The sequence below is a fragment of the Amaricoccus sp. genome (genome assembly GCF_047602525.1).
Taxonomy (GTDB): Bacteria; Pseudomonadota; Alphaproteobacteria; order Rhodobacterales; family Rhodobacteraceae; genus Amaricoccus.
In genome coordinates this window covers 3789029-3810941 of the sequence record NZ_JASGHB010000001.1, presented here as the reverse complement: position 1 = coordinate 3810941, position 21913 = coordinate 3789029, and the positions used below count along the sequence as shown (strand labels likewise).

The 21913-nt window shown below is 70.1% G+C and carries 23 protein-coding genes, 1 tRNA gene and 2 pseudogenes; 10 read left to right on the top strand and 16 right to left on the bottom strand.

What is annotated here, in order from left to right; translation table 11 throughout:
• Position 1: 1 nt before the first annotated feature.
• Positions 2 to 75 (bottom strand) — tRNA-Arg (locus QM699_RS19510).
• A gap of 113 nt (positions 76 to 188) precedes the next feature.
• Here QM699_RS19510 and metH point away from each other — a divergent pair.
• Entirely contained in the window at positions 189 to 3920 is a 3732-nt protein-coding gene (metH, locus tag QM699_RS19505) for a methionine synthase (protein ID WP_415012648.1), read from the top strand.
• Positions 3921 to 4190: 270 nt separating this feature from the next.
• Here the strand turns inward: metH and argF are convergent, their stop codons facing one another.
• Both argF and QM699_RS19495 read right to left on the bottom strand, forming a co-directional pair.
• Entirely contained in the window at positions 4191 to 5117 is a 927-nt protein-coding gene (gene argF / locus QM699_RS19500) for an ornithine carbamoyltransferase (protein WP_415012647.1), read from the bottom strand.
• Positions 5114 to 6295, bottom strand: a complete 1182-nt coding sequence (locus QM699_RS19495; RefSeq protein WP_415012646.1) for an aspartate aminotransferase family protein — start codon at positions 6293 to 6295, stop codon at positions 5114 to 5116. Before QM699_RS19495 ends, argF begins: the two co-directional genes overlap by 4 nt.
• 261 nt (positions 6296 to 6556) lie before the next feature.
• On the opposite strand from QM699_RS19495, the gene QM699_RS19490 reads away from it, so the two are divergent.
• On the top strand, positions 6557 to 7093 hold the full coding sequence (locus QM699_RS19490) for a TIGR00645 family protein (RefSeq protein WP_415012645.1): 537 nt from the start codon (positions 6557 to 6559) through the stop codon (positions 7091 to 7093).
• Between the two features lie 47 nt (positions 7094 to 7140).
• Here the strand turns inward: QM699_RS19490 and mtgA are convergent, their stop codons facing one another.
• Both mtgA and QM699_RS19480 read right to left on the bottom strand, forming a co-directional pair.
• The gene (gene mtgA / locus QM699_RS19485; protein ID WP_415012644.1) at positions 7141 to 7842 is read right to left on the bottom strand and encodes a monofunctional biosynthetic peptidoglycan transglycosylase; all 702 of its coding nucleotides are present in this window, start codon (positions 7840 to 7842) and stop codon (positions 7141 to 7143) included.
• The gene (locus tag QM699_RS19480) at positions 7832 to 9331 is read right to left on the bottom strand and encodes a carboxypeptidase M32 (protein WP_415012643.1); all 1500 of its coding nucleotides are present in this window, start codon (positions 9329 to 9331) and stop codon (positions 7832 to 7834) included. The genes mtgA and QM699_RS19480 overlap by 11 nt, the downstream gene beginning before the upstream one ends.
• A gap of 118 nt (positions 9332 to 9449) precedes the next feature.
• Here QM699_RS19480 and QM699_RS19475 point away from each other — a divergent pair, with 118 nt between their 5' ends.
• Complete coding sequence (locus QM699_RS19475; RefSeq protein ID WP_415012642.1) at positions 9450 to 9959, top strand: ureidoglycolate lyase; 510 nt, start codon at positions 9450 to 9452, stop codon at positions 9957 to 9959.
• 23 nt (positions 9960 to 9982) lie between these two features.
• On the opposite strand, the gene QM699_RS19470 is transcribed toward QM699_RS19475, so the two are convergent.
• Both QM699_RS19470 and QM699_RS19465 read right to left on the bottom strand, forming a co-directional pair.
• Positions 9983 to 10591: a glutathione S-transferase gene (locus QM699_RS19470; RefSeq protein ID WP_415012641.1), complete on the bottom strand. Its 609-nt coding sequence runs from the start codon at positions 10589 to 10591 to the stop codon at positions 9983 to 9985.
• The gene (locus QM699_RS19465; RefSeq protein WP_415012640.1) at positions 10591 to 10884 is read right to left on the bottom strand and encodes a hypothetical protein; all 294 of its coding nucleotides are present in this window, start codon (positions 10882 to 10884) and stop codon (positions 10591 to 10593) included. Before QM699_RS19465 ends, QM699_RS19470 begins: the two co-directional genes overlap by 1 nt.
• A 159-nt stretch (positions 10885 to 11043) precedes the next feature.
• Between QM699_RS19465 and QM699_RS19460 the strand changes: the two genes are divergently transcribed.
• Positions 11044 to 11169: a hypothetical protein gene (locus QM699_RS19460; RefSeq protein WP_415012639.1), complete on the top strand. Its 126-nt coding sequence runs from the start codon at positions 11044 to 11046 to the stop codon at positions 11167 to 11169.
• A gap of 150 nt (positions 11170 to 11319) precedes the next feature.
• Positions 11320 to 11460 (top strand): entericidin A/B family lipoprotein, encoded by a 141-nt coding sequence (locus QM699_RS19455; RefSeq protein WP_415012638.1) that lies wholly within the window; start codon positions 11320 to 11322, stop codon positions 11458 to 11460.
• 219 nt (positions 11461 to 11679) lie between these two features.
• Here the strand turns inward: QM699_RS19455 and QM699_RS19450 are convergent, their stop codons facing one another.
• On the bottom strand, positions 11680 to 11910 hold the full coding sequence (locus tag QM699_RS19450; protein WP_415012637.1) for a hypothetical protein: 231 nt from the start codon (positions 11908 to 11910) through the stop codon (positions 11680 to 11682).
• Between the two features lie 205 nt (positions 11911 to 12115).
• On the opposite strand from QM699_RS19450, the gene leuD reads away from it, so the two are divergent.
• Entirely contained in the window at positions 12116 to 12730 is a 615-nt protein-coding gene (gene leuD, locus QM699_RS19445) for a 3-isopropylmalate dehydratase small subunit (protein ID WP_415012636.1), read from the top strand.
• Here the strand turns inward: leuD and QM699_RS19440 are convergent.
• From QM699_RS19440 to QM699_RS19425, 4 genes are all read right to left on the bottom strand, one after another.
• Positions 12717 to 13172, bottom strand: coding sequence for a GAF domain-containing protein (locus tag QM699_RS19440; protein ID WP_415012635.1), 456 nt, complete (start codon positions 13170 to 13172; stop codon positions 12717 to 12719). The two genes, leuD and QM699_RS19440, sit on opposite strands and share 14 nt — an antisense overlap.
• A 1-nt stretch (position 13173) precedes the next feature.
• Positions 13174 to 13512, bottom strand: a complete 339-nt coding sequence (locus tag QM699_RS19435) for a P-II family nitrogen regulator (protein WP_415012634.1) — start codon at positions 13510 to 13512, stop codon at positions 13174 to 13176.
• 102 nt (positions 13513 to 13614) lie between these two features.
• Positions 13615 to 14946 (bottom strand): ammonium transporter, encoded by a 1332-nt coding sequence (locus tag QM699_RS19430; RefSeq protein WP_415012633.1) that lies wholly within the window; start codon positions 14944 to 14946, stop codon positions 13615 to 13617.
• A gap of 38 nt (positions 14947 to 14984) precedes the next feature.
• The gene (locus QM699_RS19425; protein ID WP_415012632.1) at positions 14985 to 15323 is read right to left on the bottom strand and encodes a P-II family nitrogen regulator; all 339 of its coding nucleotides are present in this window, start codon (positions 15321 to 15323) and stop codon (positions 14985 to 14987) included.
• 304 nt (positions 15324 to 15627) lie between these two features.
• On the opposite strand from QM699_RS19425, the gene QM699_RS19420 reads away from it, so the two are divergent.
• Positions 15628 to 17613, top strand: coding sequence for a transglycosylase domain-containing protein (locus tag QM699_RS19420; protein ID WP_415012631.1), 1986 nt, complete (start codon positions 15628 to 15630; stop codon positions 17611 to 17613).
• Positions 17614 to 17617: 4 nt separating this feature from the next.
• On the opposite strand, the gene rpe is transcribed toward QM699_RS19420, so the two are convergent.
• From rpe to QM699_RS19400, 4 genes and pseudogenes are all read right to left on the bottom strand, one after another.
• The gene (gene rpe, locus QM699_RS19415) at positions 17618 to 18331 is read right to left on the bottom strand and encodes a ribulose-phosphate 3-epimerase (RefSeq protein WP_415012630.1); all 714 of its coding nucleotides are present in this window, start codon (positions 18329 to 18331) and stop codon (positions 17618 to 17620) included.
• Positions 18328 to 18996, bottom strand: a pseudogene (locus QM699_RS19410) (AAA family ATPase); the annotation flags it as partial. The pseudogene QM699_RS19410 and the gene rpe, both read right to left, overlap by 4 nt.
• 89 nt (positions 18997 to 19085) lie before the next feature.
• Positions 19086 to 19199 (bottom strand): annotated as a pseudogene (locus tag QM699_RS19405) (hypothetical protein); the annotation flags it as partial.
• Positions 19200 to 19201: 2 nt separating this feature from the next.
• Positions 19202 to 19405 (bottom strand): hypothetical protein, encoded by a 204-nt coding sequence (locus tag QM699_RS19400; protein WP_415012629.1) that lies wholly within the window; start codon positions 19403 to 19405, stop codon positions 19202 to 19204.
• Between QM699_RS19400 and QM699_RS19395 the strand changes: the two genes are divergently transcribed.
• From QM699_RS19395 to QM699_RS19385, 3 genes are all read left to right on the top strand, one after another.
• Entirely contained in the window at positions 19380 to 19940 is a 561-nt protein-coding gene (locus tag QM699_RS19395; protein WP_415012628.1) for a LysR substrate-binding domain-containing protein, read from the top strand. The genes QM699_RS19400 and QM699_RS19395 overlap by 26 nt on opposite strands.
• A 389-nt stretch (positions 19941 to 20329) precedes the next feature.
• Complete coding sequence (locus QM699_RS19390; protein ID WP_415012627.1) at positions 20330 to 21007, top strand: cell division ATP-binding protein FtsE; 678 nt, start codon at positions 20330 to 20332, stop codon at positions 21005 to 21007.
• Positions 21004 to 21912 carry a cell division protein FtsX gene (locus QM699_RS19385; RefSeq protein ID WP_415012626.1) on the top strand — a complete coding sequence of 303 codons (909 nt, stop codon included), beginning with the start codon at positions 21004 to 21006 and terminating at the stop codon, positions 21910 to 21912. The genes QM699_RS19390 and QM699_RS19385 overlap by 4 nt, the downstream gene beginning before the upstream one ends.
• Position 21913: the final 1 nt, after the last annotated feature.

Sequence of the window (21913 nt, the reverse complement as noted above, 5' to 3'; positions counted from 1 at the left end):
GCGCACCCGACAGGATTCGAACCTGTGACCTCTGCCTTCGGAGGGCAGCGCTCTATCCAGCTGAGCTACGGGTGCCTGGGGACGCTCTATAGTGGAGCCCCGGGGCCGCCGCAATCCGGGAATCGCCTGCACTTTCCCGCGACAGACGGAGCGACTATATGGGCACGTCCGGGATGCGGGAGAGTGACATGGCCGAGAACACGAGGATCGACGCGGGCGACGCGCTGCGCCGGGCGGCGTGGGAGCGGATCCTCGTGCTCGACGGGGCCATGGGCACGCAAATCCAGGGGCTCGGCCTCGAGGAGGACGACTTCACAGGTCACGGAGCCTGCGCCTGCCACGGGCACGCGCAGAAGGGCAACAACGACCTCCTCATCCTGACGCAGCCCGATGCGATCGAGGCGATCCACTACCGCTATGCCATCGCCGGCGCCGATATCGTCGAGACCAACACCTTTTCCTCCACCTCGATCGCCCAGGCCGACTACGGCATGGAGGCGCGCGTCTACGACCTGAACTTCCATGGCGCCCGCCTCGTGCGCCGCGCCCTCGACCGGGCGACGGCCGAGGACGGCAAGCCGCGGTTCGTCGCCGGCGCCCTCGGGCCGACCAACCGCACCGCCTCGATCTCGCCGGACGTGAACGACCCGGGCTTCCGCGCGGTCAGCTTCGACGACCTGCGCACCGCCTATGCCGAGCAGATCCGCGGCCTCGTCGACGGCGGGGCGGACCTGATCCTGATCGAGACGATCTTCGACACGCTGAACGCCAAGGCGGCCATCTTCGCCTGCGAGGAGGTGTTCGCGGAGAAATCCGTCCGCCTGCCGATCATGATCTCCGGCACCATCACCGACCTTTCCGGCCGCACCCTCTCCGGCCAGACGCCGACCGCGTTCTGGCACTCGATCCGCCACGCGCGCCCGCTGAGCGTCGGCCTCAACTGCGCGCTCGGCGCCGAGGCCATGCGGCCCCACATCGCCGAGCTGTCCGAGGTCGCCGACACGCTGATCTGCGCCTATCCGAACGCCGGACTGCCCAACGCCTTCGGCCAGTACGACGAGAGCCCGGCCTTCATGGCGCGGCAGGTCGAGGCGTTCGCCGCGGAGGGCCTCGTCAACATCGTCGGCGGCTGCTGCGGCACCACGCCCGACCACATCCGCGCCATCGCCGAGGCGGTCGCCCGCCACAAGCCGCGCGAGATCCCCGAGATCGCCCCGCGGATGCGGCTTTCCGGCCTCGAGCCGTTCACGCTCACCCCGGAGATCCCGTTCGTCAACGTCGGCGAGCGGACGAACGTCACCGGCTCGGCCAAGTTCCGCAAGCTCGTCACCGCCGGCGACTACCCCGCCGCGCTCGTCGTCGCCCGCGATCAGGTGGAGAACGGCGCGCAGGTCATCGACGTCAACATGGACGAGGGGCTGATCGATTCCGCCGCCGCGATGACCTCGTTCCTGAACCTCGTCGCCGCCGAGCCCGACATCGCCCGGGTGCCGCTGATGATCAACTCCTCGAAGTGGGAGGTGATCGAGGCCGGCCTGAAGTGCGTGCAGGGCAAGCCCATCGTCAACTCGATCTCGCTCAAGGAGGGCGAGGACGCGTTCCTGCACCACGCCCGGCTCTGCCGCGCCTATGGCGCCGCCGTCGTCGTGATGGCCTTCGACGAGCAGGGGCAGGCCGACACGAAGGAGCGCAAGGTCGCGATCTGCACCCGCGCGTACCACATCCTCACCGAGCAGGTCGGCTTCCCGCCGGAAGACATCGTGTTCGACCCGAACATCTTCGCGGTGGCGACCGGCATCGAGGAGCACGACAACTACGGCGTCGACTTCATCGAGGCGACGCGGGAGATCCGCGCCACCCTGCCGCACGTCCACATCTCGGGCGGCGTCTCGAACCTCAGCTTCTCGTTCCGCGGCAACGAGCCGGTGCGCGAGGCGATGCACGCGGTCTTTCTCTACCATGCCATCGCCGCCGGCATGGACATGGGCATCGTCAACGCCGGCCAGCTCGCGGTCTACGACTCGATCGACCCGGAGCTGCGCGAGACCTGCGAGGACGTGGTGCTGAACCGTCGGCCGGACTCGACCGAGCGGCTGCTGGCGCTGGCCGAACGCTACAAGGGAACCGCCGGCAAGGAGGCGAAGGAGCGCGACCTCGCCTGGCGCGAGTGGCCGGTGGAGAAGCGGCTGGAACACGCGCTGGTCAACGGCCTCACCGAGTTCATCGACGCCGACACCGAGGAGGCGCGGCGGGCGGCCGAGCGTCCGCTCCATGTCATCGAGGGCCCGCTGATGGCCGGCATGAACGTGGTGGGCGACCTGTTCGGCTCCGGCAAGATGTTCCTGCCGCAGGTGGTGAAGTCCGCCCGCGTGATGAAGCAGGCGGTCGCCGTGCTGCTCCCCTACATGGAGGAGGAGAAGCGCCTGAACGGCGGCGAGGCGCGCCGGAGCGCCGGCAAGATCCTGATGGCGACGGTCAAGGGCGACGTCCACGACATCGGCAAGAACATCGTCGGCGTCGTGCTCGCCTGCAACAACTACGAGATCATCGACCTCGGCGTCATGGTGCCGGCGCAGAAGATCCTCGAGACGGCCAGGGCCGAGGGCGTCGACATCATCGGCCTCTCCGGCCTCATCACCCCGTCGCTGGAGGAGATGAGCCACGTCGCCGCCGAGATGGAGCGCGAGGGCTTCGAGATCCCGCTGCTGATCGGCGGCGCGACCACCAGCCGCGTCCACACCGCGGTGAAGATCCACCCGCGCTATGCCCGCGGGCAGGCGGTGCACGTGAACGACGCCAGCCGCGCGGTCGGCGTCGTCGGCCAGCTGCTCTCGGCGGAGGCAAAGGCGCCCTACGTCGCGGGCGTGCAGGCCGAGTACCTGAAGCTCGCCGAGGCGCACGAGCGGGCGGAGCGCGAAAAGACCCGCCTGCCGCTCGCGAGCGCCCGGGCCAATCCGTTTCCGGTCGACTGGACCGGCTATGTGCCGCCGAAGCCGGGCTTCCTCGGCACCCGCACCTTCGACGACTGGGATCTCGCCGAGCTGGCCGGCTACATCGACTGGACGCCGTTCTTCCAGGCGTGGGAAATGAAGGGGCGCTATCCGGCGATCCTCGAGGACGAGACCCAGGGCGCGGCGGCCCGGGCGCTCTGGGAAGACGCGCAGGCGATGCTGGCCCGGATCATCGCCGAGCGGTGGTTCCGCCCGCGCGGTGTCGTCGGCTTCTGGCCGGCAAACGCCGTCGGCGACGACATCCGCCTGTTCACCGCCGACGACCGGACGCAGGAGCTCGCCACCCTCTTCACCCTGCGCCAGCAGCGCTCCAAGCGGGTGGGCCAGCCCAACGTCGCCCTCGCCGACTTCGTGGCCCCCGAGGCGCCGGACTACGTCGGCGGCTTCGTCGTCACCGCCGGCATGGAGGACCAGACGATCGCGGAACGCTTTGAGCGGGCCAACGACGATTATTCCGCGATCCTCGTCAAGGCGCTCGCCGACCGCTTCGCCGAGGCGTTCGCCGAGCGGATGCACGAGCATGTCCGCCGCGAGCTGTGGGCCTACGCGCCGGACGAGCGGTTCACCCCGGAGGAGCTGGTGTCCGAGCCCTACCGCGGCATCCGCCCGGCGCCCGGCTATCCGGCGCAGCCCGACCACACGGAAAAGGCCACGCTCTTCCGCCTGCTCGACGCCACGGCGGCGACGGGGGTGGAGCTGACCGAGAGCTTTGCCATGTGGCCGGCCTCGTCGGTCTCGGGCCTCTACATCGCCCACCCGGAGAGCTACTATTTCGGCGTGGCGCAGGTCGAGCGCGATCAGGTCGAGGACTACGCCCGCCGCAAGGCGATGCCCGTCGCCGAGGTGGAGCGCTGGCTCGCCCCGATCCTCAACTACGCCCCCGCCCCGCGGGTCGAGGCGGCGGAGTAGACGAGGGGCGGCCGCCGATCAGGCGGCCGACCGGGCCTGCGCGCGACGCTCGGCAGGCAGGTCCGGCCAGACGCTCGCCAAAGACACCCGCCGACCGCCGGTCTGGAACCGATGCGGGCCCGCCCTCCGCTGCCTGGGTACGATCGCCGGGCCGGGAAAGTGCTCCCCGCCCCGGCCCCTCCGGGGCCGCGGATCCGGCCAACCGACAATTGGTGAAGACTTATACAAGTGATTTCAGAGGCATGGCACCGCCCCTGAAATCCCCTGACGTCACACCTCCAGACACCAGCGCAGGATCGCCTTCTGCGCGTGCAGCCGGTTTTCCGCCTCGTCGAAGATCACCGAATGCCGCCCGTCCATCACCTCGCTCGTCACCTCCTCGGAGCGGTGCGCCGGCAGGCAGTGCATGAACAGCGCGTCGGGCTTGGCCGCCGCCATCAGCTTCGTCGTCACCTGATACGGCCGGAGCAGCGAATGCCGCCGCTCGCGGGCGCTCTGCGGGTCGTGCATCGAAAGCCACGTGTCGGTGACGATCAGGTCGGCCCCGGCAACGGCCTTGATCGGGTCGCGCTCGATCGTCACCGTCGAGCCCTTCGACCGGGCGAAGGCCATCGCCGCCGGCGAGGGATCGAGCGACGCCGGCCCGGTGAAGGTCAGGTCGAAGCCGAACTGCCCCGCCGCGTGCAGGAACGAGGCGCAGACGTTGTTGCCGTCGCCCGACCAGACGACCTTGGCGCCCCTGATCGGCCCGCGATGCTCCTCGAAGGTCATCACGTCCGCCATGATCTGGCACGGGTGGCTCGCGTCGGTCAGGCCGTTGATGACCGGCACGCTGGCGTTCTCGGCCAGCTCGGTCAGCGTCGCCTCCTCGAACGTGCGGATCATGATGAGGTCGACGAAGCGCGACAGCACCCGCGCGGTGTCGGCGATGGTCTCGCCGTGGCCGAGCTGCATCTCGCCGCCCGAGAGCACCAGCGTGCTGCCGCCGAGCTGCCGGGTGCCGACGTCGAAGCTGACCCGCGTCCGGGTCGAGGGCTTCTCGAACACGAGCGCGATCACGTGGCCGGCCAGCGGCGTCTCGGCATCCGGCCGCCCCTTCGGCCAGCCGGCGCGCGCCGCCTTCATCGCCCGGGCCTGATCGAGGATCCCGCGCAGCTCGGCCGCGTCGGTGGTGTGGAGGTCGAGGAAGTGCCTCACGCCGCGGCCGCCTCGATCGCGGTCGCCACCTCGTCGAGCCGGCGCAGCCCCTCTTCCACCTCCGCCTCCGTCAGGTTCAGCGGCGGCAGCAGCCGCACGACGTTGTCCGCGGCGCCGACCACCAGCACGTGCGCCTTGTAGCCGGCGGCCACGACGTCGGTGTTGGGCTTCCGGCACTTCAAGCCGAGCATCAGCCCCTCGCCACGCACCGCCTCGAACAACTCCGGATGCGCCGCGACCAGCCCCTCGAGCCCCTGGCGGAACCGGCCGGAAATCCGGCTCACCTGATCGAGGAACCCCGGCGCCGTCACCACGTCCATCACCGCGCAGCCCACCGCGCAGGCGAGCGGGTTGCCGCCGTAGGTCGAGCCGTGGGTGCCGAGCCCCATTCCGTCCGCCGCCGCCGCCGTCGCGAGGCAGGCGCCGAGCGGAAAGCCGCCGCCGATCCCCTTCGCCACCGTCATGATGTCCGGGGTGATGCCGGCCCACTCGTGATGGAAGAGCTTGCCCGTCCGCCCCATGCCGCACTGGATCTCGTCGAGGATCAGCAGGATTCCCGCCTCGTCACAGATCGCCCGAAGCTCGCGGAGCTGCTCGACGCTGAGCGGCCGGATGCCGCCCTCGCCCTGGATCGGCTCGACCAGCACCGCCGCGGTCTCCGGTCCGATGGCGGCGCGAACCGCGTCGAGATCGCCGAAGGCCAGGTGGTCGAAGCCCGGCACGACCGGGCCGAACCCCTTGACCATCTTCTCCGACCCCGCCGCCGAGATCGCGCCATAGCTGCGGCCGTGGAACGAGCCCTCGAAGGCGATGATCCGGTTCCGCTGCGGCTCGCCGGCAAAGTCGAAGTGCTTGCGCGCCATCTTGATCGCGCACTCGATCGCCTCGGTGCCGGAGTTGGTCACGAACACGGTGTCGGCGAAGGTCGCCGCCACCAGCTTCTCGGCCAGCGCCTCCTGCTGCGGGATCTTGTAGAGGTTCGAGGTGTGCCAGAGCTTCGAGGCCTGCTCGGTCACGGCCTGCACCAGCACCGGATTGGCATGGCCCAGCGCGCAGACGGCGATGCCGCCGCCGAGGTCGAGATAGCGCTCGCCGCTTTCCTCGACGAGCCACGGCCCCTCGCCGGACACGAAGGCGAGCGGCGCCCGGGCATAGGTCGGAAGGACGGGAGGGATCACCGGCGGAAGTCTCCTCGAGAGAGCGCAAGCACGGCCCGCGCGGGCCGCACCCCCGCGGGAAAGCGCCCTTGTGGCGCAGGGCCGGGCCCGAGTCAATTCCGCCGGAACCGGGTCCGAGACCCGGCGCGCGGCCGGACGCTCACACGCACCCACCCGGGCGCCCCGCCCCATCCGGCGCACCCGCCCCTTCGGACACTCCTGTCCCTTGCTCCCGCCGCCGCCAGCCCTAGATGGTTGCTGCACATGCGAACGGGAGAAGAGATGAGCGAGAAGCCGGCACTCGAGACCCGGTTCGAGCGGGGGCTCTTCGCCGCCCGCTGGCTGATGGCGCCGATGTACCTCGGCCTCGTCGTCTCGCTCGCGATACTCGCCATCACGTTCATGCGCGAGCTTGCGCACTACGCGCCGCAGGTCATGACGATGACGAGCGAGGACACCATCCTCGCCGTGCTGACGCTGATCGACCTGACGCTCGCCGGCAACCTGCTGCTCATCGTGCTGTTCTCCGGCTACGAGAACTTCGTCTCCAAGCTCGACATCGCCGAGACGGTGGACCGGCCCTCGTGGATGGGCACGGTAGACTTCTCCGGCCTCAAGATGAAGCTGATCGCCTCGATCGTGGCGATCTCGGGGATCCACCTGCTGAAGCGGTTCATGGAGATCGGCGAGACGCATTCCGGGACGCCGCTCGACGCCTCGCAGCTGCGCTGGCTCGTCATCATTCACCTCACGTTCGTCGCTTCGGGCGTGCTGCTCGCGGTGATGGACTGGGTGACCAGCCGCACCGACAGGCACTGACGAGAGCGGCAGGCCCCGGCGCCGCCCCGGCGACGTCGGCCACCGTCTCAGAGGAAGCAGGCGGCCCGCCCGTCCGCCCGGATCGTCGCCGCCCCCTTCTCGATCTGCGCGCCGCGCCGCACGATGAAGCGGCTGCCCGAGACCGGCGACCACTCGCGCGGGTTCGGCAGCACCGCCATCAGCCGGGCCGACCGCTGCGGCCCCAGCTTTGCCGCGCCCATCTTCCAGTAGTGCTGCGCCGCCGCTTCGACGCCGAACACGCCTTCGCCCATCTCCGCGACGTTGAGATAGACCTCGATGATCCGGCGCTTGGGCCAGAACAACTCGATCAGCACGGTGAACCCCGCCTCGAGGCCCTTGCGCAGCCAGGTCCGTCCGGGCCAGAGGAACACGTTCTTCGCGACCTGCTGGCTGATCGTCGACCCGCCGCGCAGCCGTCCGCCGTCCTCGAGCGCCGAGCGGATCCCGGCGAGGTCGAAGCCCCAGTGCTGGCAGAAGTTCGCGTCCTCGGCCGCCGCCGCCGACAGCGGCAGGTCGTCGGCCATCGCATCGAGCGGCACCCACTCGCGTTCGATCCCGCCGAGGCGCAGGCGCTCGGCGGTCATGTGGATGCCCGGCGGCGGATTGACGAAGCGGAACAGGATCACCAGCGCCACCGCCAGCGCCAGCGCGGCCGCAGCGCCCCGCACCAGCCACCGGCGCACCCGCCGCCACCGCCTGCCCACGCGCACCACCGGCTCAGAGATCATGCAGGCCGGCGTATTTCGACCCGAGGTAGTCGAGCAGCGCACGCTCGTCCGGCTCGTGCCCCACCGCCTCGGCGATCAGCTGCCGCGGCGGCACCATCCGGCCGCGCCGGTCGATCCGCGCGCCGAGCCACGCCAGCACCGCGCCCAGATCTCCGGCGGTCAGCCGGTCGTCGAGGTCGGGGATGTCGCGCCGCAGCGCCGCGTGGATCTCGCCGGCATAGATGTTGCCGAGCGTGTAGGTCGGGAAATAGCCGAACAGCCCCGCCGACCAGTGGACATCCTGCAGCACGCCGCGCCGGGCGTCCGGCACCGCCTGACCGAAGTCCGCGAGGAACCGCTCGTTCCACGCGGCCTCGAGATCCGCCACGGCGAGCGAGCCGGCGATGAGCGCGCGCTCGAGGTCAAAGCGCATCAGGATGTGCAGGTTGTAGTGTACCTCGTCGGACTCGGTGCGGATGAACCCGGGCGCGACCGCGTTCACCAGCCGCCAGAGCGCATCGGCATCGACCACCCCCGCCCCGCCGCCGTTTTCCCCGCCGAGGCCGGCCTGCATCTCGCCGAACAGGAAACGGCAGAACGCCCGGCTGCGGCCGATCTGGTTCTCGAACAGCCGCGACTGGCTCTCGTGCACCGCCATCGAGGCGTGCATCCCCGCGGGCAGCAGCGCCTGCGCCGGGTCGAGGCCCTGCTCGTAGACCGCGTGACCGACCTCGTGGAACGTCGAGTAGAGGCAATCCTGTGGATCGGCCTCGTCGACCCGCGTGGTGATCCGCACGTCACCGGCCGAGCCGGAGCACGACGGGTGCACCGCGAGATCCAGCCGCCCGGCCTGCCAGTCGAAGCCGAAGTCGCCGCCGAGCTTTTTCGCCAGCGCCATCTGCGCCGCCGCCGGGAATCGCCCGGCCACCGTGGGCACCGGCGCGCCCTTCGCGGCGATCCGGCCGGCCAGCTCCACAAGGCCGGGCCGAAGCCGCGAGAAGATCGTGTCGAGCTCCGCCGCCGTCGTGCCCGGCTCAAAGCCGTCGAGCAGCGCGTCATAGCCGCCGACGCCCGGCTCCGCGAGGCACTCCGCCTCGGCCCGCTTCAGCGCGACGATCCGTTCCAGCGTCGGCGCGAAGGCCGCGAAGTCGCTCGCCGCCCGCGCCGCGATCCAGACCTCCTGCCCCAGCGACGCCGTCCGGGCGAGGTCCGCCGCCAGCGCCGGCGGGACCTTGGCGGCGCGGCGGTGGAGCCGCCCGGCCTCGGCCACATTCACCGCGTCCGGGCCCTGCGCCGTCGCGGCGAACGCGACGAGCTCGCCGAGCCTCGGGTCGGCGGCGAGGTCGTGGATCGCCGAGGCGACCGCCGCCGCCTGCTCGGCCCGCTGCGCGCCGCCCTTCGGCGGCATCTGGGTCTCCTGATCCCAGTTCAGGAACCCCGCCACCTGTTCCAGCGCCCCGATCCGGCGCAACCGCGCCGAGATCTCGTCATAGGCTGCGATCGCGTCCATGTCCCCGGGTCTCCTCAGGCGGCTGACCTTCACTCTATCCGCGAAGGTGCTCCGGGCAATGCCCGGCTTGACGCAATCGCCGCCAGCGGGGACCAAGGCGGAAACCGGAGGAACGCCGATGTCCGATCTCGCCGCAACCGACCGCACCCTCGTCGCCGAGCCGCTCGATGCCGCCGCCTTCGCACCGTTCGGCGACGTGATCGAAGCGGCGGGGGAGAGCTATCCGATCAACGGCGGCATGTGCGACCGCTTCCACGACCGCGCCCGGATGGACTTCACCGAGGGCGGCCGAGCGGGGATCAGCGTCGGCTACGGGCGCCCCTACCCGCTGCCGCTCACCTTCGACCTGGTGGAGCGGCACCCGCTCGGCAGCCAGGCCTTCGTGCCGATCGGCGAAGACCCGTTCCTGGTGGTGGTGGCGCCCGACGAGGGCGGCCGCCCGGGCCGGCCCCGCGCCTTCCTGACCCGCCCGGGACAGGGGGTGAACTACCTGCGTAACGTCTGGCACGGCGTCCTGACCCCGCTCGGCCGCCCCGGCCACTTCCTGATCGTGGACCGCGTGGGCGGCACGGGGGTCAACCTGGAGGAATACCGCTACGACACGGGCTGGACGGTCGTGCCGGCATAGCGACGACGCGCGAAGCCGGCCCCCTACTCCACCGGCCGGGTCGCGACCATCGCCGGCCGCGCGCCGAACCGCTCGAACCAGCGGGCAAGGCCCGGTCGGCCGGCCCGCCAGTCGCGCGCGCCGTGCCGGAAGTCGAGATAGCCGAGGGCACACCCCACGGCGATCTGCCCCGCGTCGATCCGCCCGGCCAGATGCGCCAGCCAGCGCGCCTCCAGAACGTCGAGCGCCCGCGCCGCCTTGCTCCACTGGCCCTCGATCCAGTCGCCGTTCTGCGCCTGCGCCTCGCGCAGCCGCGCCTCGTACACCATGAGGAGCGCCGCCTCGGTAATCCCCTCGCCGGTCGCCTCGAGCGTCAGCGTCTCCCACAGGCGCGGCGACTCGGGGTAGAGCCCGCCTTCGCCCAGTGCATCGAGATAGCGGGTGATGACCCGGCTGTCATAGAGCGCCGGCCCGTCCGGCCGCTCCAGCGTCGGCACCTTGCCGAGCGGGTTCACCGCCACCGGCATCGTCCCGGGTGCCACCGGCGACCCGGCGGCCGGCACCAGCTCCACCCGGTCGAGCTGCCCCGTCTCGTGCAGCACCACCATGACCTTGCGGACGAACGGCGACGTCGCGCTGTGGAACAGCCGCATCAGAGCACCCGCCGCAGACGGACGCGGCCCAGCGCGGCGGCGTCGATCTCGACCGCCGGCCCGCCCGGCTTCAGCCGCAGCACCCGGCGCATCCGGCCGTGGCCATGCACGCCGCGCTCGTCCTCGGCCCGATGGGCGTGGCCGCCCATGCCTTCCGGCAGCCCGTCGAGCACCGCCTGTTGCCCGGCATCCTTGGGGTGCGACGCGGCCCGCGAGGCGACGATCGCCACCGCCGCCACCGCCCCGAATCGGAGCGCGGTCCAGGCGAGCGGCATGAGCGCGGCAGGGAACATCGACAAATCTCCGGTCGAGTTGCCCGCGGAATATAGGGCGCGGGCCCCCGCGGCAAAAGCCGGAGCCGGAAAAATCGGCAACATTTGACACGACCTTCCGTCGCACTTGAAATCTGCGGGAAAAGTGCTTGATGATGGCGGCAGCTCCGGGAGTACCCAATGGCCTACCTTGCCCCCCTCCTCGAAGTCGCCCTCGGAATTGCGCTGACTGCCGGCCTGGTCTGCGTTGCCAGCCGCAAGCCCGCGCCGGTCCGCGTGCGCACCGACGACCGCCGTCGCCGCTGACGCACGGTCTTTCCGGTCGCGAATCGCGCTGGTAGGGTTCCGGCGGATGCGTCGGCCGTGGAACTTCCGCGGTCAGGGCGCGTTCATCGACAGCCAATTCCGGTATGCGTCCGACTGTTGCGGATGCCCGGTCCAACCGAGGAGCCTTTCATGATCCGCACCCTGGCGTTCGCGCTCGTCGCCGCCGTGGCCCTCTCCGCCTGCAACACGATGCAGGGCGCCGGCAAGGACATCTCGTCCGCCGGCACCGCGGTGACGGACACCGCGAAGGACACGCAGAAGAAGATGTAAGGCCCGACGGCTTCTGTCGACGACAATCGGCCCGGTCGGATTTCCGACCGGGCTTTTTTTGCGGTCAGGCCGGCGCGCGCTGGCGAACCGCAGAGCGCGCGGGGAAAGCCCTCGCCGCCTGATCCGCCATCCGTGCTGTCGTCGCGTCGCCAACCGATGGCTTCGGCACCCGGCAAGCGCGCGGCGCCTGCCGGGTCGCGGGTCGGAAGGTGTCGGCCGTCACGTGTTGTCGTGGCTGAACTTCTTCTTCGCGACCTCGGTCAGGCTCATCTTGCCACAGTCCGCGCCGTGAATGCCGTTCGCGAGTTCGAGCTGGGTACATGCGGGGGCCGCACCGATGGCCGGATACGGCGTCTCGCCCTGTCGGCTGGCCTGCTGGGCGAAGGCGACTGAGGTGATCGACAGGCCGAGGAGCGCGGCCGCTGCGCCAGAAAGCAGAAACGATCTCATGGAGTGGTCTCCTGTATAGCCGAGAGTTCGGCAGAACCGAACCGTTCAGTTCTGCCCCCCAAGGTTACGCCGACCGGCTCGATCGGCAACTCTCGATTGCGTGCGCTCACGGATCGCTGCTTTGCGATCGCCGCGACCTGCCGCTGCTTGCGACACCTCCGGCCATGTGATTAAGGGGACCGACTCGCTCGGGAGGACGATGGCCATGGAGAAGTTCACTAAGCTCGCCGGAGTCGCGGCGCCGCTGCCCCTGATCAATGTCGACACCGACATGATCATCCCCAAGCAGTTCCTGAAGACGATCCAGCGCTCGGGCCTCGGCAAGAACCTGTTCGACGAGATGCGCTATGACGCCGACGGCAACGAGATCCCCGACTTCGTGCTGAACCGCCCGGCGTATCGCAATGCCGAGATCCTCGTCTCCGGCGAGAACTTCGGCTGCGGGTCGAGCCGCGAGCACGCGCCGTGGGCGCTGCTCGACTTCGGCATCCGCTGCGTCATCGCGCCGAGCTTTGCCGACATCTTCTTCAACAACTGCTTCAAGAACGGCATCCTGCCGATCGCCCTGCCGCAGGAGCAGGTCGACATGCTGATGGACGATGCCGAGCGGGGCGCCAACGCCGTTGTCACCATTGACCTGGAAAACCAGATCATCACCGGCCCCGACGGCGGCTCGATCCCCTTCGAGGTCGACGCCTTCCGCAAGCACTGCCTGCTGAACGGCCTCGACGACATCGGCCTCACCATGGAAAAGGCCGGCGCGATCGACACTTACGAGGCCCGGCAGGCGTCGACGACGCCCTGGCTCAGGGCCGGCTGAACACCGCCGCCATCAGCGATTCCAGCGCCCGCGCGTCGTCCTCGTCGAAGGCGGCGGGCGCATCGCTGTCGATGTCGAGCACGGCGATGAGCCCTCCGGCCGCGTCGAACACCGGAACGACGATCTCCGAGCGCGTGCTGCTCGCGCAGGCGATGTGCCCGGGAAACGCGTCGACGTCCGGCACCACCTGGGTCCGCGCCTCGCGCGCCGCCGCGCCGCAGACGCCACGCGCGAACGGGATGACGAGGCAGCCGTGCCCGCCCTGGTACGGCCCGATCTTCAGCATCTCCGGCGCGGTCACGCGGTAGAAGCCAACCCAGTCGAAGCCCTCGAACCCGTGGTAGAGTTCGCAGGCAACCGTCGCCATCAGCGCGATCGCGTCGGTCTCGCCCTCCGCCGCCGCCTCGATCCGCTGCGCGACCTCGCGATAGTCCCGGCCCATCTCAGAGCGCCTCCTCGCCGGTTTCCCCGGTGCGGATCCGCATCGCCTCGCCGACATCCAGCACGAAGACCTTGCCGTCGCCGATCTTGCCGGTGCGGGCGGTCGAGGCCAAGGCGTCCAGCACCGCCGGCGCCACATCGTCGGGCACCACCATCTCCAGCCGCACCTTCGGCACGAAGTTCACCTGATACTCCGCGCCGCGGTAGATCTCCGTGTGTCCCGACTGCCGGCCATAGCCGCGCACCTCGCTCACCATCATGCCCCGCACCCCCACGGAGGTCAGCGCGGCGCGGACTTCGTCGAGCTTGAACGGCTTGATAACGGCGATGATGAGCTTCATGGCGGTCCTTCAGACGTGGAAACGGGCCGAACGAAAAACGGGCCGGCGGCGCCGACCCGTTCGATCTGCCGCTGCAGGGCGCCCGGGCGGGCGCCCTCCTGCTCAGTACACGTAAGCCCGTTCGCCGTGCTCCGCCAGATCCAGCCCCTCGCGCTCGATCTCCGGCGCAACGCGCAGGCCGATGATCATGTCCACCAGCTTGTAGAGGATGAACGACATGACCGCACACCAGCCGATGGTCACGCAGACCGCCTTCACCTGGGTGATGACCTGCATGCCCATGGTGACGCCCTCGGCATAGCCGACGCCGCCGAGCGACGACGAGGCGAACACGCCGGTCAGGATCGCGCCGACGATGCCGCCGACGCCGTGCACGCCGAACACGTCGAGGCTGTCGTCATAGCCGAAGTGCTCCTTCACCACGTCCACGAAGAAGTAGCAGCAGGCCGAGGCGATGAGGCCGAGCACGATCGCACCGACCGGGCCGACGAAGCCCGCAGCCGGCGTGACCGCGACGAGGCCGGCAACCGCGCCCGACGCCGCGCCGAGCATCGAGGCCTTGCCGCGCAGCATCGCTTCGAGCACCGACCACCCGACCACCGCGCCCGCAGTGGCGACGAAGGTGTTCATCATCGCAAGCGAGGCGACGCCACCGGCCGAGAGCGCGGAGCCCGCGTTGAAGCCGAACCAGCCGACCCAGAGGATCGAGGCGCCGACCATGGTGAGCGTCATGGAATGCGGCGCCATGATCTCCTTCTTGTAGCCGATGCGCGGCCCGATGATGAGCGCGCCGACCAGCGCCGCGATGCCGGCGTTGATGTGGACGACCGTGCCGCCGGCGAAGTCCATGGCACCCCAGTTGAAGTAGAGCCCGGCCGCGTCCCACGCCATGTGGGCGATCGGGAAGTAGACGATCGTCACCCAGAGGATCGAGAACAGGATGACCGCGGAGAACTTCATGCGCTCGGCGAAGGCGCCGACGATCAGCGCCGGCGTGATCGCCGCGAAGGTCATCTGGAACGCCACGAACACCAGCTCCGGGATCGTGCCGGACACCGAATCCGGCGTCACGCCCGCGAGGAACACCTTGCCGAAGCCGCCCCAGAACGGGCTGGTGCCGCCGCCGAAGCTGACGGAATAGCCGTAGAGCACGTAGAGGACCATCACCACCGAGGCGATGATCGTACACTGCATCAGGACCGAGAGCATGTTCTTGGACCGCACGAGGCCGCCGTAGAACAGCGCGAGCCCCGGCACCGTCATGAAGAGCACGAGCAGCGACGAGGTGAGCATCCACGCCGTGTCACCGCTGTTGATTGCCGAGACCGCCTCGGCGACGGCCTCCGGTGCCGGCGTGGTCGCATCCTGCGCGAAGACCGGCCCGGCGGCCAGAAGGGCCAGCGCCACCCAGGGCAGCTTGGGAAGCATTCTCATGAAACGTATTCCTTGCATGTGTGTCTTGGGTGGTTCGCTCAAAGCGCCTCGTCGCCGGTCTCGCCGGTGCGGACCCGGAGAGCCTGCTCGACGGAGAGGACGAAGATCTTGCCGTCGCCGATCTTGCCGGTCTTTGCGGTGGTCGCGAGGGTGTCGACGACCTGCGCGGCGACCGAGTCGGGCACCACGAGCTCGAGCTTCACCTTCGGAACGAAGTTCACGACGTACTCGGCGCCGCGATAGATCTCGGTGTGGCCGGACTGCCGCCCGTAGCCCTTCACCTCCGACACCATCAGCCCCTGGACGCCAAGCGCGGTCAGAGCCTCGCGGACCTCCTCGAGCTTGAACGGCTTGATCACGGCGATGATCAATTTCATGAGGGGTCCTCGTCTTGCGTTATGCCTTGCGGCGCAGCATGCACCGACGGGTGCGAAGCAAGACGCGTGCCAGATATTTCTGGAGCCCACAAACAATTACGAACAAAGCATTAATCCCTATACGGGAGTGGAGAAAGGCGCACTCGTGCCTATAATACAGGCAGATATCGCATGACACTGGAGCAATGGCGCGCATTTGAAAGCCCGGCGCCGTTGACGTGACCCGGCCACGGCGGTCTGGCCTTCACAACGTTTTCCGGGTAGCGTCCGGGGCAAAAGCAAGATCAAGAGCAGAAGCCCAGGCATGGCGCAAACTCGCAGGAAGAAGGCCGCCCGGCGGCCGTCGTTGGCGTCCCGCGTGCTGCGCGGCACCCTGCGCACGGCGTGGTGGGTCGGTGTCCGGCTGGCGATCGTGGTGGCCGCGGTGCTCGCCGCGGGCACCGCGTGGTACGCGAGCCAGCTGCCGACGCTCGACGACCTGCTCGACCCGCGCGACACCGGCTCGGTGACGCTGGTCGACGACGCCGGCCAGACGTTTGCCTGGCGCGGGCAGCAGTTCGGCGCCGTCAACGCCGAGACGGTTTCGCCGCACCTGCTGAATGCGATCATCGCCACCGAGGACCGGCGCTTCTACTGGCACTTCGGCATCGACCTGCGCGGCACCCTGCGCGCGGCGCTGACCAACTTCCGCGCCGGCGGCACGGTGCAGGGCGGATCCTCGATCACCCAGCAGGTGGCGAAGCTGATCTTCTTCGACAACACCCGCACGCTCGAGCGCAAGATCAAGGAGATCCCGGCGGCGCTCGCGCTCGAGTGGAAGTTCTCGAAGAGCGAGATCCTGTCGATCTATCTCAATCGCGCCTATCTCGGCGCCGGCACGACCGGGTTCGAGGCGGCGTCCGAGCGGTATTTCGACAAGTCCGCCGCCGACGTGACCCCGGCAGAGGCGGCGATGCTGGCCGGCCTGCTGCGCGCGCCATCGCGCTTTGCGCCGACGAACGACCTGAAGCTCGCGCAGGGTCGGGCGGGCACGATCATCGGGCTGATGCAGGATCAGGGCTATCTGACCGCGGCGCAGGCAGAACAGGCGCGCGCGCATCCGGCCGTGCTGTCGGCGGCGGCGGCCGCAAAGGCGGGCGGCGCGTTCGCCGACTGGATCATGTCGACGGGACCGGACTTCCTCACCCGTCGCACGACCGAAGACATCGAAATCGCCACCACCTTCGACCCGGCCCTGCAACGCGCGGCCGAGGACGGCCTGAAGGCGGTGTTCTCGCAGAAGCTCAAGTCCGGCTCCAACGCCCAGGCGGCGATCGTCATCATGTCGCCCGACGGCGCGGTGCGCGCGATGGTCGGCGGGCGCGAGCTTGGCGCCGGCGAGGGCGAATTCAACCGGGCGACCATGGCGAACCGGCAGATCGGCTCGCTCTTCAAGCCGTTCGTCTACGCCGCGGCGCTGCAGAGCGGGGCGAGCCCGTACGATCCCGTCTCCGACGCGCCACTGACGATCTACGTTCCCGGCTCCGGCAACTGGTCGCCGCAGAACTACAGCCGCAGCTTTCTCGGCGACATCAACCTCGCGCAGGCGATGGCGAACTCGATCAACACCGCGACGGTGCGGGTGCAGGAGGCGACCGGGCGGGCGCGGGTCCGCGCGATGGCCGAAGACTTCGGCATCCCCGGGCCGCTGCCCGACGGGCCGGCGCTGGCGCTCGGCGTGTCGGAAGCATCGCTGCTCGAGGTAACGGGGGCCTATGCCGGCTTCCTGAACGACGGCCAGAAGGTGACGCCCTACGGCCTGACGCAGCTGCGGCGCAAGGCGGACGGCAGCGTGCTGATGAAGGCCGTGCCGCAGCGGCCGGTGCGTGTGCTCGACGAGCGGGCGGCGGGCGAGATGGTCTGGATGCTGCGGCAGGTGGTGGAATTCGGCACCGGCGGCCGGGCGCGGCTGCCGGACGGCCGGCCGGTCGGCGGCAAGACCGGCACGACGCAGGCGGCGCGCGATGCCTGGTTCGTGGGCTTCACCGCCGACTACGTGACCGGCGTCTGGATGGGCTACGACGACAACACGCCGCTCTCCGGCACCACCGGCGGCGGGCTGCCTGCCGAGATCTGGCACGAGACGATGACCCGCGCCGAAGCCGGCCAGCCGATCCGGCCGCTGCCCGAGCGCATCCCCGAGCAGCGCGTGGCGCAGGCGACCCCGGAGACGCCGGTCGCGGCCAGCGCGGTGGAGAACACCGTGCGCAGCGTGGTGCAGAACGTCCTGCAGGGCCTGTTCGGCAACTGACGGCTCAGGCGCGGACGCGGGCGGCCTCGCCGGCTTCGCGGATCGCGCGGATGTTTGTGCCGTAGGCGGCGGGATCGGCGACGCTGCCCCCCCGGAAGACCGCGGAGCCCGCGACGAGGCTGTTGGCGCCGGCGGCGACGACGAGCGGCGCGGTCTCGGGGGTGATGCCGCCGTCGACCTGGATGTGGATCGGCCGGTCGCCGATCATCCGGCGCAGGGTCGCGATCTTCGGCACCACGGCCGGGATGAACGACTGGCCGCCGAAGCCCGGGTTCACCGACATGACCAGAATGAGGTCGAGCCGGTCGAGGACGTACTCGATCGCCTCGGGCGGCGTGCCGGGGTTCAGCGCGACGCCGGCCTTGCAGCCGAGGGCGCGGATCGACTGGAGGGTGCGGTCGATGTGGGGGCCGGCCTCGACGTGGGCCGTGATGATGTCGGCGCCGGCCTTGGCAAAGTCTTCCAGCAGCGGGTCGACGGGGGCGATCATCAGGTGAACGTCCATCACCGTGCGGATGTGCGGCCGGATGCACTTCGCGACCGGCGCGCCGAAGGTGAGGTTCGGCACGAAGTGGCCGTCCATGACGTCGACGTGCACCCAGTCGGCGCCCTGGTCCTCGACCGCGCGGCACTCGGCGCCCAGCTCGGCGAAGTCGGCGGAGAGGATCGAGGGCGCGATGAGCACCCGGCGGTCGAAATCTGCGGCGTCGAGGCTCATGTGGCCCTCCCGTCTATGCCGCCGCGGAACACGCGGCTTGCCCGGATGTCGGGCGTGTCGATCGTCGAGAGGGCGGCCGCGTCGAGCGGGCCCCCTGCGGTGGCGAAAAGCCGGTTCGCCTGCCGGAGTCGCGCCCGGTCGAGCGCGTTCCGGATCGAACGGGCATTGGCGAAATGCGGCTAGTCGCGCCGGAGGTCAATATAGTCCGCCATCGCCGCGCGCGCATCAGGGGTGAGCACATAGTGCTGCTCGTCGAGCATCAGCTCGGCGATGCGGAGCAGCTCGTCGGAGCTGTAGTCGGGAAAGTCGATATGGTGGGCGATGCGGGAGCGAAAGCCGGGGTTCGACTCGAAGAAGCGGTCCATCCGGTCGGTATAGCCGGCGAGGATGACGACGAGGTCGTCGCGGTTGTTCTCCATGACCCGCAGCAGGATTTCGATCGCCTCCTGGCCATAGTCGCGCTCGTTTTCCGGGCGATAGAGGTAATAGGCCTCGTCGATGAAGAGCACGCCGCCCATGGCCTTCTTCAGGATGTCGCGGGTCTTGGGCGCCGTATGGCCGATGTACTGGCCCACCAGATCGTCCCGCGTGACGGCGACGAGATGGCCCTTGCGCACATAGCCGAGGCGGTGGAGCAGGTCGGCCATGCGCAGGACGACGGTGGTCGGGCGGGGGTCGAGGGTGGCGTCTTCGGGCATCGGGGCCTCGTGTCGGGAAGGGGCGCGGGCGGCGTGCCACCCCACGCGGGGTGGGAGATGCCCTCGCGGCGGAAGATCTGGTCGAACGTGTGCTTGACCGTCGTGGTGCCAGCACCGGACGAGCCCGTCACCGAGACGATGGGATGCTTTCGGCTCGTGGTTTGGCCAATCCTCAGGAGGCGCTGCGCGCGTCGAAGAGTCCTCGCTCGCCGAAGAGCGGCGAGCGCTCGCGCGGCGGTGCGGCGTGATAGGTGGCGACGCGCTGCACCAGGTCGGCCGAGCCGAACACCAGCGGCACGCGGGCGTGCAGCGACTCCGGCACGATGTCGAGGATCGCGCGGGTGCCGTCGGTGTCGATCGCGCTGCGTGTGGGCAACCGCGAAGAGACCATCGCCGCGCTGATGTCCGGCGAGACGGATCTGGCGGTGATGGGCCGTCCGCCGGTGGCGCCCGATGTGGTCAGCGAACCGATCGGGCCGAACCCGCACCTGCTGGTCGTGCCGCCCGGCCACCGCCTGCTGGAGGGCGCGGTGACGGCAGATCGGCTCGGCGCGGAGACCTTCCTCCTGCGCGAGCGCGGCTCGGGGACGCGGATCCTGACGGAGCGCTTCCTCGACGAAAGTCTGGGGGGGCGGCCCTACGATTCGGTGGAACTCGGGACCAACGAGACGATCAGGCAGGGGGTGATGGCCGGACTCGGCGTGGCGATTCTGTCCGGCAACACCGTTCTTGGCGAGGTGGCGACCGGCCGGCTCGCGGTGGCGCGGGCGCCCGGGCTGCCGATCGTGCGCCAGTGGTTCGTCGTCCATCTCGCCGGCCGCCCCGTGGTGCCGGCCGCCGCGACGCTGGCGCGATTCGTCGTGGAGAACCGCGCCCGGGTGCTGCCGGACGCCTCGACCCAGATGGGATAGCAAAAGGCCCTGCGGATCGGGCGATCCGCAGGGCAGGAAGCGACGTTCCGAAGATGCCTCAAGGGAACATCGAGCGGCGCGCCCGGATCAGAACGCCTGCCGGCGCGCCGCCGTCCCACTCACCCCCCTGCCGGTGAACTTTTCGTAACCAGGGCGGAAAGATCGCGGCAGGCACCTCCGGCCGGAACGGGTCGCGACGTCCGCCTCAGCCGGGGTTTGCCCGGCGACGCACACGGGATGGGACCGACACATTTATCAACGTCCCCCGGGATCTTCCGTGCAACCCGGCCTTCCGCCCCCGAACGCACACAGTCGTCCGGCGCCGGGGCCGTTGCGCCGCGCGGCTGCGGCGGTATAAATGCCGGCGCAGCGACGGAGAGAGCCTTTTCGTGATCGAATTCGATGAGGCGGGGTTCAGCTATGGCGGAACCTCGGTGTTGCGAAACGTGTCGCTCACGCTCGCCCCGGGGTCGTTCCACTTTCTGACCGGACCGTCCGGAGCCGGCAAGACCACCTTGCTCCGCCTCTGCTACATGGATCTCGTGCCGTCCGAGGGCGAGGTGCGCTTCTTCGGCGCGAAGATCGCGCCATCGGACCGGAACGGCATCGCCGCGCTGCGCCGGGCCGTGGGCGTCGTCCATCAGGACTGCCAGTTCCTCGACCACCTGTCCGTCTTCGAGAACATCGCCCTGCCGCTCCGGGTGAGCGGCATTGCCGCAGCCGACCGGGCGGGCGACATCGAGGCGCTGCTCGAATGGGTGGATCTGGGCGCGCGGGTCGATGCCCGGCCGCCGGAGCTGTCGGGCGGCGAACGGCAGCGGGCGGCGCTGGCCCGGGCGGTGATCCTCAGCCCCGACGTCATCGTCGCCGACGAGCCCACCGGCAACGTCGACTGGGAGATGGCGCAGCGCCTTCTGGCGCTCCTCGTGGAGCTGAACCGGATGGGCAAGACCGTGGTGATCGCCACCCACGACCTCAACCTGATCCGTGCCGCCAAGGGCCGGGTGGCCGCGCGCGTGCTGCGCCTCGCGGATGGCGCGTTGCAGCCGGCGGGGGCCGAGCTGTGAGCGGGTCGCGCCTCGGCGCCCTCCACGGCTGGCTCGCGGACGCGGACGGCGCCGACCGGGTGGTGCCGCGCGGGCTGCACGCCGGGCTGTCGGTCGGCTTCCTCGCGGGCGTCATGGCGTTTCTCGCGGTGCTGGCGCTGGCACTGGCGCTCGCCGCCGGCCGGCTGGCGCACGCGTGGGAGAGCGAGATCGCCGACACCGCGACGCTGCAGATCCTCGCGGGAGACGACGGCATCGAGGAGCAGGCGCGGGCGGCGCTCAACGTGCTGCGCACGACGCCCGGCATCCAGTCGGTGCGGATGGTCGAGCTGGCGGAACAGGAAAAGCTGCTCGAGCCGTGGCTGGGGCCGGACATCCCGGTTGAGAGCCTGCCGCTGCCGCTCTTGATCGAGGTGCAGACCGACCGCGACGTGCTGAACCTCGCGAGCCTGCGCCTGCGGCTGCAGGCAGAGGCCCCGGGCGCGGTCTACGACGACCACGCCGCTTGGCGGCAGCCGCTGGTGGTGACGGCAAAGCGGCTCAGGGTGTTCGCGTTCGCCTGTCTCGGGCTGATGGCGCTGGCGCTCGCCGTGGTGCTCGGGCTGGCGGCGACGGCGGCGACCGCGGCGAATGGCGGCGCGATCCAGACCCTCCGGCTGGTCGGCGCCCGCGACGACTTCATCGTGCGGGCCTTCACCCGGCGCTTCACGCTCGGCGCCGCGGGGGGCGCCGTGCTCGGAACCGCGGCCGGGGTGCTGCTGCTCGCCTTCCTGCCGCAGGCGAGCGAGCAGGGGTTCTTCCTCGTCGGCATCGGCCTCACGGGCTGGGGCTGGGCCGCGCCGGTGCTGGTGCCGCTGGCCGCCGCCGCCGTCGCCTGGATCGCGACCCGGCGGGCGACGCGGGCCAGCCTGCGGCGCTGGAGCTGAC

Bases quoted from the DNA above. Each gene is read 5' to 3' on its own strand.
- QM699_RS19440 (WP_415012635.1), bottom strand. From the start codon at position 13,172: ATGGGCCGGGACTATCGCGAGGTCGCGCAGCGGATCGAGGCGGCGGCG.
- QM699_RS19455 (WP_415012638.1), top strand. From the start codon at position 11,320: ATGATCCGCACCCTGGCGTTCGCGCTCGTCGCCGCCGTGGCCCTCTCC.
- QM699_RS19490 (WP_415012645.1), top strand. From the start codon at position 6,557: ATGAGCGAGAAGCCGGCACTCGAGACCCGGTTCGAGCGGGGGCTCTTC.
- QM699_RS19430 (WP_415012633.1), bottom strand. From the start codon at position 14,946: ATGAGAATGCTTCCCAAGCTGCCCTGGGTGGCGCTGGCCCTTCTGGCC.
- metH (WP_415012648.1), top strand. From the start codon at position 189: ATGGCCGAGAACACGAGGATCGACGCGGGCGACGCGCTGCGCCGGGCG.
- QM699_RS19425 (WP_415012632.1), bottom strand. From the start codon at position 15,323: ATGAAATTGATCATCGCCGTGATCAAGCCGTTCAAGCTCGAGGAGGTC.
- QM699_RS19460 (WP_415012639.1), top strand. From the start codon at position 11,044: ATGGCCTACCTTGCCCCCCTCCTCGAAGTCGCCCTCGGAATTGCGCTG.
- QM699_RS19435 (WP_415012634.1), bottom strand. From the start codon at position 13,512: ATGAAGCTCATCATCGCCGTTATCAAGCCGTTCAAGCTCGACGAAGTC.
- QM699_RS19480 (WP_415012643.1), bottom strand. From the start codon at position 9,331: ATGGACGCGATCGCAGCCTATGACGAGATCTCGGCGCGGTTGCGCCGG.
- mtgA (WP_415012644.1), bottom strand. From the start codon at position 7,842: ATGATCTCTGAGCCGGTGGTGCGCGTGGGCAGGCGGTGGCGGCGGGTG.
- rpe (WP_415012630.1), bottom strand. From the start codon at position 18,331: ATGAGCCTCGACGCCGCAGATTTCGACCGCCGGGTGCTCATCGCGCCC.
- QM699_RS19475 (WP_415012642.1), top strand. From the start codon at position 9,450: ATGTCCGATCTCGCCGCAACCGACCGCACCCTCGTCGCCGAGCCGCTC.
- QM699_RS19465 (WP_415012640.1), bottom strand. From the start codon at position 10,884: ATGTTCCCTGCCGCGCTCATGCCGCTCGCCTGGACCGCGCTCCGATTC.
- QM699_RS19470 (WP_415012641.1), bottom strand. From the start codon at position 10,591: ATGCGGCTGTTCCACAGCGCGACGTCGCCGTTCGTCCGCAAGGTCATG.
- leuD (WP_415012636.1), top strand. From the start codon at position 12,116: ATGGAGAAGTTCACTAAGCTCGCCGGAGTCGCGGCGCCGCTGCCCCTG.
- QM699_RS19450 (WP_415012637.1), bottom strand. From the start codon at position 11,910: ATGAGATCGTTTCTGCTTTCTGGCGCAGCGGCCGCGCTCCTCGGCCTG.
- QM699_RS19420 (WP_415012631.1), top strand. From the start codon at position 15,628: ATGGCGCAAACTCGCAGGAAGAAGGCCGCCCGGCGGCCGTCGTTGGCG.